Here is a 7,215-nt window from a genome sequence, read left to right as displayed (position 1 = left end):
ACCGCCCCGCCCACGACGGGCCCCTTCTCCTTCCCCGCCCCGGGCCCACGCCACGGCCCCCTCTCACCTCACACACCCCCGCCCGCATACACCTGCCGGAGTCACACATGAGCACCGAGCGCACCATCCAGTCCATCACCCCCGCCGTCCTGCACCGCCTCGTCCAGGAGGGCCGTACGCCACGCCTGCTCGACGTGCGCACCCCCGGCGAATTCCGCACCGCCCACATCGCCGGCTCGTACAACGTGCCGCTGAGCACCCTGCGCGAGCACCGCGCGGAGCTGCGTTCACACCTGGACGAGGAGGTGGTGCTCGTCTGCCGTTCCGGACAGCGGGCGAAGGAGGCCGAACAGGCCCTCGCGCAGGCCGGTCTGCCCAACCTCCGTGTCCTGGAAGGCGGGATCACCGCCTGGGAGGCGACGAGTGCTCCCGTGGAGCGGGGCCCCGAGCGGTGGGACATGGAGCGCCAGGTCCGCCTCGTCGCGGGCTCCATCGTCCTGGCCACCGGCCTGGCCGGCATCCTGATCCCGGGCGTCCACCTCGTCGGCACCGCCGTCGGCGCCGGCCTGACCTACGCCGCGCTCAGCAACTCCTGCGCCATGGGCGTGCTGCTCTCCAAGCTCCCGTACAACCGCGGCCCGCGTACCGACGTCCGTACCGTGATCGCGGAGCTGCGGAGCGCGTCGTGACCGCCCTTGTCGTCGCGGTCTCCCTGCTCATCGGCGTCACCCTCGGCATCCTCGGCGGCGGCGGGTCCATCCTCACCGTCCCGATCCTGGTCTACCTCGTCGGACAGGAGACCAAGGAGGCCATCGCCACGTCGCTGTTCATCGTCGGCGTCACCAGCCTCGCCGCCCTGATCCCCCACGCCCGCGCCCACCGGGTCCGCTGGAAGACCGGGCTGCTCTTCGGCGCCTTCAGCATGGCCGGCGCATACGCCGGCGGCCGCGTCGCCGAGTACATCCCCGGCACCGTCCTCCTCATCGCGTTCGCGCTGATGATGCTCGCCACCGCCTACGCGATGCTCCGCAAGCAGCGTGACGGGGCGAAGAAGGCCCGGCCCGCCCGCGGTGACCTGCCGCTGAAGCACATCGCGGTCGAGGGCCTCGTCGTCGGCGCCGTGACCGGCCTGGTCGGTTCCGGCGGTGGATTCCTCGTGGTTCCGGCCCTGGCCATCCTGGGCGGACTGCCGATGGGCATCGCGGTCGGCACCTCGCTCCTGGTCATCGCGATGAAGTCCTTCGCCGGACTCGCCGGTCACCTCTCCGGCGTCTCCATCGACTGGGGCATCGCCGCGACCGTGACCGTGGTGGCTGTGATCGGCAGCCTGATCGGCGCCCGCCTCGCGGGCCGCATCCCGCAGGACGCGCTGCGCAAGGCGTTCGGCTGGTTCGTTGTGGTCATGGGCTTCTTCGTCCTCGCCCAGCAGCTCGACACCGCGGTGTGGACCCATCCCGCCACCTGGGCCGTACTCGGAGCCGTGGGGACTGCCGCGGTTGCCACCCGAATGCGGAGGCGCTCAAGGGCGTTCCACCCTCGGCCGATGACCGGTGCCGGTGCCGGTGCAGGTGCTCGTCAGGGCGCATCATCGAAGTGACGTAAGAACGCATGCCTCCAGGGGCGTGCCGGGTGGGGGTGAAGGAGGAGGAGTCCTGTGCAGGTGGACGAAGAATCGATGAAGCCGGTCCTGAACCGCCTGCGGCGGGCGCAGGGACAGCTGGCCGCCGTGATCGCGATGGTCGAGTCGGGCGGGGAGTGCCAGGACGTCGTCACTCAGCTCGCGGCCGTCTCCAAGGCCCTGGACCGGGCCGGGTTCAAGATCGTGGCGAGCGGAATGAGGCAGTGCCTCAGCGACGACTCCGGCACGCCGCCCATGACACAGGAGGAGCTGGAGAAACTCTTCCTCACCCTCGCGTGACCCCTTCCGTCCCACCGGACGCAGAGAATCCCGTGCGGCGGCACCACCCCGGAACACCCGTGGTGCCGCCGCACGCGAATCAGGTGGGGCAAGGCAGCGCACGATGGGCGCATCCGGATCTTCCTACGAGGTGCGGCCCTCGGTCGCGAGCAGTCGACGCGTGGCACTCGCCGCGAAGTCGGCCACGGTCGCCAGTTCGTCACCCTGGTCGATTCTGCGGATGCAGGCGTCGACGACGGCCTGGAGCACGGCGACGGTCAGCTCCGGCTGCGGATGGCCCAGCTCGCGGACGACCTTGGCGAGTGCCTCGTGCAGCGAGGTGTGCAGGTCCCTCACGCGCTCCCGCGCCGACGCGGAGAGCGAGCCCCGTGAGAGCGAGGCCCACCAACGGTGGGCGCCGCGTGCGGCCTGTTCGAGGTTGGCCCTGACGTAGGCGGCCGCCTGGTCCACGGGGGTGGTCTCGGCCGCGATGGCCCTCTCCACCGCGTCGACCCAGGCGGGGAACTCGCGGGTCACGACGAGTTCGAGCAGGTCGTCGATGGAGTCGAAGTAGCGGTAGATGCTGTTACGGGCGATGCCGGCCCGCGCGGCGACCGCGCCGGCGGTGAGGCCCTCCACACCGGCCTCGTTCAGGATCGCCTCAGCCGCGTCGATCAGCTGAGCGAGCCGCTGGGCCCGGTGCTCGCGGACACTGTCGGCTTCGATTCTGGGCATTCTCTCCGCTCCGCGTCGGGCATTGCGCCATCTGACCGCAATCTACCCCCTCGTCCGGGACGCCGCGGGAGCGCGTGTTAGCTTGGCGCCAACTTAGAGACACCCCTGTCTCTAACTTCTGTCCATGCTTCCGGCCGAGGGCTCCCTGATGCAACCGATGTACTTCCGCATGGTCCGACGTCTCCTGGGATCGAAGAGACGTGCCGCCTTCGTGGTGGCCTTCTGGGTTCTGATCGCGAGCCTTCTCGCCGGGGCCGCCCCCTCTCTCGAATCCGTCGAGGACAACGCCTCCGCCAACCTTCCACCCGCCGCTTCGGACTCCATGAAGGCCCGCGACCTCGTCCGCGCACAGCTTCCGGGCCAGGACGCGACGCCGGCGGTCATCGTGGTGCGCGGCGAGGGCGCCGACGCCGCGGCGAGCGCCGGGAACGCCGTCGCCCGGATCACCTCGGCCCTGTCGGAATCCGCCCGGCCCGCCCAGGTGACGAGCGTGATCTCCACGGTCACCACGCCCGACGCCGCAGCCGAACTGGTCTCGCGGGACCGCGGCAGTCAGCTGGTCATCGTGCCCATCGCCGGCAGTCCCTCGGACGAGTCGTTTCAGCATGCTGTCGACCAGGTGCGTTCCCTCGCGTCCGACCGTGCCGGGCCCACCGAAGTCGCCGTGACCGGCCCCGCCGGAATCGCCACCGACACCGTGAAGGTCTTCGGCGGCGGTGACAAGGTCATGCTTCTGGCCACCGTCCTGCTCGTTCTCGTCATCCTCCTGGCCATCTACCGCTCACCTCTGATGGCCCTCGTGCCCCTCCTCGCCGTCGGTGTGGCGATGCGGGTGTCGGAGACGACCGGCGCACTCCTCGCGGACGCCGGAATCATCACGGTCAGCTCCCAAACGGCCTCGATCATGACCGTGCTGCTGTTCGGAGTGGGCACGGACTACGCGCTGATCATCACCGCCCGCTTCCGCGAGGCCCTCTTCGACGAGCCGAACCGCCCACGCGCCATGCAGATCGCCGTGCGGCGCACCGCCGAATCCGTCCTCGCCAGTGCGTCCACCATCGTGCTCGCCATGTTCGCCCTGCTCGTGGCCGTCTCCCCGGCGCTGCGCGGCTTCGGGCCGTACCTTGCCCTCGGCGTGGCTGTCATGGCTCTGGTGGCGTTCACCTTCGTTCCCGCGCTCATCCTTCTGCTGGGCGGAGGCGTCTTCTGGCCTGGGGGCGTGGACAGGGCTGCCGAACGCGGTCGCGGCGCGGGCGTCTGGCACCGTATCGCCGCTCTCGTCGCGCGGGCCCCGGTCCGGGTCGCCTCGGCCGTGGTCGCGCTGCTCGTGGTGATGAGCGCCGGCTTGCTGGGCTACCACGAGAGCTTCAACACCCTCAGTGGTTTTCGCTCCGCCACCGAGTCGGAGCGCGGGCAGCGGCTGATCCAGGAGGCGTTCGGGCTCGGCGAGATCGCACCCAGCACCGTCGTCGTCCGTTCCCAGGACGACCTGCGCTCCACCCCTGCGGCCGCTGCCATCGGCGCCGCGCTGGGAGAAGCCGACGGTGTCAGCCGGGTCGGAGAACGTCCCCGCTTCGGGGAGGACGGCAGAACCGTCTTCTACGAGGTCGTCCTCGACCTCGACCCGTACAGCTCGAAGGCGCTCGACGCGATCGGTCCGCTCAAGGAGGCCACGCGGGCCGTGGCCGACGCCGCCGGCGTGGAGGACACCACGGTGCTCATCGCCGGTGAGACGGCGCAGAACGCCGACATCCGCTCCGCCCTCGACCGCGACACGACGTTCATCGTGCTTCTGGTCCTGGCCGTCGTCACAGCCGTCCTCGTCCTCCTGCTGCGCTCGCTCCTCGCGCCGCTCTACCTGGTCGCCACGCTCATCCTGTCGTTCCTTGCCACCCTGGGCGCCACCACCTTCTTCACCCTGACCGTCCTCGGCGACGAAGGCATCGGCAACCGGGTCACCGCATACGTCTTCGTGTTCCTCGTCGCGCTGGGCATCGACTACAACATCTTCATCATGAGCCGGTTCAAGCAGGAACTGCGCACCCTGCACCCGGCCAAGGCCATCAGCGCCGCCCTCACCCGTACCGGCGGCGTCGTCTCCTCGGCGGGCCTCATCCTCGCGGCGACATTCGCCGTCCTGATGACCCAACCGATCCGCGAACTGTTCCAGTTCGGCTTCGCCATGGCCTTCGGCATCCTGCTGGACACCTTCCTCATCCGACCGCTCCTGGTTCCCGCCCTCGTCCACCTCTTCGGCGACCACGCCCTGTGGCCCGCACGCCCGACACACCCCAGGACGCCTCCCACACCCGCCGAGCCCGCTGCCACACCGGCCGCGGCCCCGCGTCCCGCTCCTTCTCGCTAGGTTCCCGGCGCCGCCCGGGACCGATCCGGGGCACCCGGATCGCTTCCATCGCGGCGGTGAACCGGGTGCAGTCGTTGGCGTTGCCGCCCGTGACGACGAAGGTCAGCGGACGGCCCCTGCCGTCGCAGGCGAGGTGGATCTTGCTGGTCAGACCGCCTCTGGACCGGCCGAGGGCCTAGGCCGATGGGCCGACGCGGATCCAGTCCCCCGCCCGAGGCGGGCGCGGTTGGCCGGACGCCAGGATGACCGTCATGCGTATCGGAATTCTCGGAACAGGCAATGTGGGACAGGCCCTCGCCGCAGCGTGGCTGCGAGCGGGACACGATGTCGTCCTCGGGTCACGGCGGCCCGGGGACGAAGAGCTCCTGACGGGGCTGAAGGAGCTCCTCCAGGCAGGGTTACAGGTCGACGACCCCGCCGGGGCCGCCGCGCACGCGGAGGTCCTCGTGAACGCGACCCCGGGCACCGCCTCCGTGGCGCTGCTCGCCTCGATCGGGGCGCCGGCGCTCGCCGGGAAGGTCCTGCTCGACGTCGCGGTCGGCTTCCTGGAGGACGAGTCGCTCTCGCACCAGGTCGTCAGCCTCGGCGAGGAGATCCAGCGGGCGTTCCCGGACACGCGCGTGGTGAAGTCCCTCTGCACGATCGACCGCGCGGTGATGGTCGCGCCGGAATCCCTCGAAGGCCCCAGCACCGTCTTCCTCTCCGGTGAGGACGCGGAGGCGAAGCGGATCGTGGGCGGGCTCCTGGCCGACCTGGGCTGGCCCGCGGATGCACTGCTCGACCTGGGCGGCATCGCGACCGCGCGTGGCCAGGAGCACTTCGCCCTGCTCTTCATCGGGATCGCCCTGTCGACGGGCACCTTCAAGTTCAACATCCGGTTCGTGCCGCCCGCGGCGGGCGCCGAGGCCTCGTAGCCGCAGCGGGACCGGACACACGGGCCCGTCGCCGGTGGGTCAGTCCGCCCTGGCAGCCGTCAGGGCGGACCTGATCGACGGCCAGTCCGGGGCCGTCGGCTCGTACGTCTCCCCGGCCGTGGCCACGTCCTTGTAGCCGCTGGACGTGACCACGCACACGACCGGGCCGTCGGTCTCCTGCGGCCCGTGGGCCCGGAGGCCCGCGAGGCCGGCCGCCGCCGAGGTCTCGCACCACAGCCCCTGGGACGCCAACTCCGCACGCGCCGCCGTCATCTGTTCGTCTGTCACCGTGCGCGCCGCTCCCCCGGTCGCCCGGACGGCCACGACGCCGCGATAGCTGTTGATCTCGCAGTCGATGGCGTACGCGAGGGTGGGTCCGACGGGAACGCGGGCGGTGGGCCGGCCGGTGCGGAGGGCCTCGGTGAGCGCTCCGGCCGCGGCGGGTTCGGTCGCGTACATCCGGGGGACCGAGTCGGTCACGCCCAGCCGGGCCAGCTCCTGGAAGCCCTTGGCCACACCGAACAGCAACTCGCCGTACCCGGTGGGGAGATGGACCGCAGCCGGAGCCCTGCCGAGGTCGAGGGCGACCTCGTACGCGAGGGTCTTGTACCCCTCGGGCCCGAAGGGGTGCCCGGTGTGGGCGGTGTCCGTGACACTGCTGACGGCCTGGAAGCCGAGCTCGTCGACGATCCGGCGCATCAGGGGGCGCACCGACTCGTACGGGACGGTCAGGACCGTCGCCCCGTAGGCCCGGAGGTGCGAGGCCACGGCGGGCGGGGCGTACGGGGAGGTGAAGACGGCGCAGGGCAGTCCGGCGCGGGCCGCGTAGGCGGCGGCCGCCGCGCCGTGGTTACCGGAGGAGGAGACGACGATGCCGCGCGCGCCCGAGGCGAGGGCGGCGCTGACGGCCACCCTGTTGAGTCGGTCCTTGTGGCTCCATGTGGGGTTGCGGGACTCGTCCTTGACCCAGACGCCGTCGGGGAGCGCGACCATCGGGGTGTTGCCCTCGCCGAGGCCCGGCGCGGCGAGCGGCGGGAGCAGCGGCGCCCACCGGTCGAGGCCGTGGGCGGCCGGGCGCGTGAACAGGTCGTCGGGGACCTCGTCGTAGGCGTAGTCGATGTCGAGGGGGTACGCGACCTCGTCGGTGGAGGTGGCGGGACAGCCGGCGGTGAGCGGCGGCCAGAGCGGGTGGCGTACGGAGGGGTCGGCGAGCGAACGCTGGGCGATGGCGAGCGAACGCAGGGCCGTGTCGGACGGGGTCACGCGGTGGCCTTTCGGGTGGTGGCGCTGTCGGCTCCGGGCGG

At 71.3% G+C, this 7,215-nt stretch carries 7 protein-coding genes and 1 pseudogene; 5 read left to right on the top strand and 3 right to left on the bottom strand.

The genetic code is table 11. The features are described from left to right. Window positions 1-107: 107 nt before the first annotated feature. From SGA01_RS00700 to SGA01_RS00690, 3 genes are all read left to right on the top strand, one after another. Window positions 108-689, top strand: a complete 582-nt coding sequence (locus SGA01_RS00700; RefSeq protein ID WP_141292345.1) for a rhodanese-like domain-containing protein — start codon at window positions 108-110, stop codon at window positions 687-689. Further along, on the top strand, window positions 686-1,597 hold the full coding sequence (locus SGA01_RS00695; RefSeq protein WP_141292344.1) for a sulfite exporter TauE/SafE family protein: 912 nt from the start codon (window positions 686-688) through the stop codon (window positions 1,595-1,597). The genes SGA01_RS00700 and SGA01_RS00695 overlap by 4 nt, the downstream gene beginning before the upstream one ends. Before the next feature lie 78 nt (window positions 1,598-1,675). Next, the gene (locus SGA01_RS00690) at window positions 1,676-1,918 is read left to right on the top strand and encodes a metal-sensitive transcriptional regulator (RefSeq protein WP_218037797.1); all 243 of its coding nucleotides are present in this window, start codon (window positions 1,676-1,678) and stop codon (window positions 1,916-1,918) included. 123 nt (window positions 1,919-2,041) lie between these two features. Here the strand turns inward: SGA01_RS00690 and SGA01_RS00685 are convergent, their stop codons facing one another. Continuing rightward, entirely contained in the window at window positions 2,042-2,632 is a 591-nt protein-coding gene (locus SGA01_RS00685; protein WP_141292343.1) for a TetR/AcrR family transcriptional regulator, read from the bottom strand. 124 nt (window positions 2,633-2,756) lie between these two features. On the opposite strand from SGA01_RS00685, the gene SGA01_RS00680 reads away from it, so the two are divergent. After that, the gene (locus tag SGA01_RS00680) at window positions 2,757-4,997 is read left to right on the top strand and encodes an MMPL family transporter (RefSeq protein WP_229917673.1); all 2,241 of its coding nucleotides are present in this window, start codon (window positions 2,757-2,759) and stop codon (window positions 4,995-4,997) included. Here SGA01_RS00680 and SGA01_RS00675 read toward each other — a convergent pair. Continuing rightward, window positions 4,996-5,172, bottom strand: a pseudogene (locus SGA01_RS00675) (transposase); the annotation flags it as partial. The gene SGA01_RS00680 and the pseudogene SGA01_RS00675 sit on opposite strands and share 2 nt — an antisense overlap. Window positions 5,173-5,248: 76 nt before the next feature. On the opposite strand from SGA01_RS00675, the gene SGA01_RS00670 reads away from it, so the two are divergent. Beyond that, window positions 5,249-5,911 carry an NADPH-dependent F420 reductase gene (locus SGA01_RS00670; protein WP_141292342.1) on the top strand — a complete coding sequence of 221 codons (663 nt, stop codon included), beginning with the start codon at window positions 5,249-5,251 and terminating at the stop codon, window positions 5,909-5,911. 39 nt (window positions 5,912-5,950) lie between these two features. Here the strand turns inward: SGA01_RS00670 and SGA01_RS00665 are convergent, their stop codons facing one another. Then, window positions 5,951-7,174 (bottom strand): threonine synthase, encoded by a 1,224-nt coding sequence (locus SGA01_RS00665; RefSeq protein WP_141292341.1) that lies wholly within the window; start codon window positions 7,172-7,174, stop codon window positions 5,951-5,953. Window positions 7,175-7,215: the final 41 nt, after the last annotated feature.

Source organism: Streptomyces gardneri, assembly GCF_006539185.1.
Taxonomy (GTDB): Bacteria; Actinomycetota; Actinomycetes; order Streptomycetales; family Streptomycetaceae; genus Streptomyces; species Streptomyces gardneri.
This window is presented reverse-complemented; position numbering and strand designations above follow the sequence as displayed.

Coding starts and splice junctions, on each gene's coding strand:
- SGA01_RS00670 (WP_141292342.1), top strand. CDS start 5,249: ATGCGTATCGGAATTCTCGGAACAGGCAATGTGGGACAGGCCCTCGCC.
- SGA01_RS00680 (WP_229917673.1), top strand. CDS start 2,757: ATGCTTCCGGCCGAGGGCTCCCTGATGCAACCGATGTACTTCCGCATG.
- SGA01_RS00690 (WP_218037797.1), top strand. CDS start 1,676: ATGAAGCCGGTCCTGAACCGCCTGCGGCGGGCGCAGGGACAGCTGGCC.
- SGA01_RS00685 (WP_141292343.1), bottom strand. CDS start 2,632: ATGCCCAGAATCGAAGCCGACAGTGTCCGCGAGCACCGGGCCCAGCGG.
- SGA01_RS00700 (WP_141292345.1), top strand. CDS start 108: ATGAGCACCGAGCGCACCATCCAGTCCATCACCCCCGCCGTCCTGCAC.